Raw genomic sequence first — 3,226 nt, forward strand, 5'->3', positions numbered from 1 at the left:
AAAGGCGATCGTTCCTTGTAGTGCAAGGGTTTGTGAGATTTGAACATTCCCCCTACTGGGGGAACTTCAGTTTAATACGTTGTGTAGGGTAATCTCCTCTTTTTCCTCTAACTTCTACTCCATGAATTACGGCGTAGGCGAGTTCTAATTCATCCTCAAACATTTGTCCGGCTAATTCATCTTCTTTAATGTGTTGCCACTCTAATTCAATTGGGTTCATTTCGGAACAATATTTAGGCAAGAAAAAAATATATAAACCCTGAGCTTCCCACTTTGACCACAACTGTTTAACCTCCTGACATCGGTGTATTGGACCGTTGTCTTGTACAATAATTCTAATCCGTTTCATTTGGGCCGCTTCTTCTGCTTCTTTTTCCATCATCTGAATATAAGCTTTTCGATCAACACCTCCAATTACCAAACCATATACAAAGCTACTTAAAGGTTCAAAAAGCCCCACACTACTTAATCTACGACCTCGATTTTTAGTTTGCTGTATCCGTTTTTGTTGACCTTTTTTGTAATATGTATAACTTGCTTTACTCCACGCACAAAATCCTGATTCATCTAAATATTTTAAGTCGATTTCTCCGGCTGCCGCTGCTAATTCCAGCATATCTAGGTCTGATTGCTTTATTTCTCGTTGTTTGGGGTCTTGTTTTCCTTTATGACTTGGACTAGCTCTTTTCCAAATGATCCCTTTTTTTTTTAGTACCCGTCTTAGTCGGTCGGGACTTAATTTAATAGAGCGCTCTTTTTCTAATTTATCAGCTAATTGAAAACTGTTATATGTACGTGGTTCTTTTTTTAAGCATTCTGACAAAAACTCTATATCTTCTTCTTTCCATTTGGCTTTTACCCCTCGACCTGGTTTTTCCCAAAGGCTTTCTATACCAAATTCTTCCCATTTATGTAAGACTGCTCTCACTGTTTGTGAAGCCCAGTTAAAGTGAGTAGCTATTTTCTCAACATACCAGCCATTTGCGTTTAACCTGATTACTTCTGCTCGATCTTTGACTTTTTGTGGTACTTTCGCCGTTCTCAGATTAAATAGGGTTTTGTCTTGCTTTTGAGTGAGAAATACTCTTAATCGAGCGCCCATATATTAATTACCTCACTAAATTTCTACCTTTCTTTATGTATCTTAACATAGTTTTGTTTTTTTTCGCCGACCTACTTAAATTGCACTAACTGTAGTGTTAGCCACAACCTTACCCCCAAAACTACCTCTAGCCGGACTCCCCAGAATTTGAGTCAAACCAGTTGTCGCCACGCCAGCCGTAAAAGTATCACCATCGCAGCCAGTTAAAGCACTTAAAAACTGCGGCAAATCATAACTCTTCGACACAGTACCAGAAGCCGAACCGCTAACACTTCCCGTACCGCCACTAGCAATCTTCGTTTCCGGCGGACTGGCTAACACACTTAAAGTCAAATTAGGGTCAACTTTTAACAGCGGAATATTCACAGCAATACTTGCATTACTCGCCGCCGTCCCCATAAAATCTCCCGTTAAAGGAGTAATGCTAACAGTATTGTTAACAGTAGATTTAACCGTAACATAAGCCCTTAATAGCGTTCCTAACAGCGAATTAAACTTGGGCAAAACTACATTCGTGCTGCTATTTAACGGCTGCGAACCCAAATTCACAGTGTAAGTTTGAGTAAGAGTTGCCGCTTGTGCAGAAAAACATTGACTGACAACTGCAAAACTCAAACTTCCGCTAACAATTCCCCACTTTTGAAAAACATTCATTTCGATAAACTCCTACAATAATAAAGTTGCATTTTGTGGCACGGGCGTCTCGCCCGTTAGGTTAATCGTGGCACGGGCGTCCCGCCTGTGATTAATCTGCGGTTAAAAACTCCAAACCCGCAAAACCAAATTACCCAGCAAGGATGCTAAATAACTCAAAACCCAAACAGTATAAAGTACACTCAAAGGCGCGTAAGCTGCCAAAACCCATTGCGTTTCTGCTGCTTCCTCAATCTCCTCCCTCCGCAACAAATCCACATAAAAATCAAACGACCTTTGTCGCAGATTGTTAATGCCTGTTCCCGCTACTAACAAATAATAACCGTCAAATCTATTCAAGGGATTCAAATTAATTGCAACTGTCAGCAAGGCGGCTACCATCAACAAATAACTAATTTGATGCCAAACCGGATTTGACAGAGAAAACAGCCACATCCAAACAGCCAATGCCCAAATTGTTACTTGGATAAATACTCCTGCGGCTACTACTAAAACTCGCTGTTTCCGCCGGACTAAACTGTATTGATCGGTTGTATCTGTGTAACATCCGGGGATGAAACACATAAACAATAATCCAATTTCTTTAACAATACCGCCGTAGTGTTTTAGCGTGAAAGCGTGGCCGAGTTCGTGCAAAGCTATTACTAGCATTGTCAGCAAAACAAATGTGAAAATAGTCTCATTTTGTCCTGCTATCCACAACTGCTGATGTGAGGCGGCAACTTCTGCTGTGGAAGCCAACCACACTGCTACAGAGGAAGAGATGAAAGCGCACAGAATAAAGCCAAATTCCCACGTCCAAATCCAGCGGATTTTGTCGATGTGCCGCGACAGCCAAACATCGGGATTGACTAGGGGAATTGTGAAGGATAGCAGGTTAAATTTGGCTTTCGGCGGCTTGGTTCCTTCTAGCATTCCTGCTTGTGCTAAGTCTTTCAAGAGATTTTGCACGTCTTCTAAATCGAGGTTGTATTCAGCGAGAATATTAGTTATTGGCTGTTGGCTTAATTGCACAATTACCTGTTTGTCAAAGTCGTCAACTTGAATACAGGTAATGTCTTCGGGATTGCGAAGTATCCAATGACCGTCGGGATGAGGTATCCATTGCACCGCTGATTTGAGTTGCATGGTAGATTGTCACTTTGGCTGACAAAGTTTCGATTTAATTGAATAGGAGTTACTCGTTTTTAGGCGGAGATTCTGATCCCCCCTAGCCCCCCTTAATAAGGGGGGGACAAGAGAATCAACTCAAAGTCCCCCTTCTTAAGGGGGATTTAGGGGGATCTAGACTTTCGGATCAAGCAGAGAGACAGTGGGTTTTAGGCCGAAACTCGATCCCCCCTAGCCCCCCTTAATAAGGGGGGGACAAGAGAATCAACTCAAAGTCCCCCTTCTTAAGGGGGATTTAGCAGGGTGGATTAATTGTCCCCAAGTAAATTATAATAGTCGAGCGCGAGCGGATCGAGTCCG

At 42.0% G+C, this 3,226-nt stretch carries 3 protein-coding genes; all 3 read right to left on the bottom strand.

Going from position 1 to position 3,226, the window contains the following annotated elements:
- Positions 1 to 52 precede the first annotated feature (52 nt).
- Positions 53 to 1,102 carry an IS630 family transposase gene (locus tag QT987_RS29495; protein WP_333247016.1) on the bottom strand — a complete coding sequence of 350 codons (1,050 nt, stop codon included), beginning with the start codon at positions 1,100 to 1,102 and terminating at the stop codon, positions 53 to 55.
- 75 nt (positions 1,103 to 1,177) lie between these two features.
- Positions 1,178 to 1,756, bottom strand: a complete 579-nt coding sequence (locus QT987_RS29500) for a hypothetical protein (protein WP_333247018.1) — start codon at positions 1,754 to 1,756, stop codon at positions 1,178 to 1,180.
- A gap of 102 nt (positions 1,757 to 1,858) precedes the next feature.
- Entirely contained in the window at positions 1,859 to 2,884 is a 1,026-nt protein-coding gene (locus QT987_RS29505) for a site-2 protease family protein (protein WP_333247020.1), read from the bottom strand.
- Positions 2,885 to 3,226: the final 342 nt, after the last annotated feature.

It is taken from the genome of Microcoleus sp. SVA1B4 (assembly GCF_036700545.1).
Taxonomy (GTDB): domain Bacteria; phylum Cyanobacteriota; class Cyanobacteriia; order Cyanobacteriales; family Microcoleaceae; genus Microcoleus.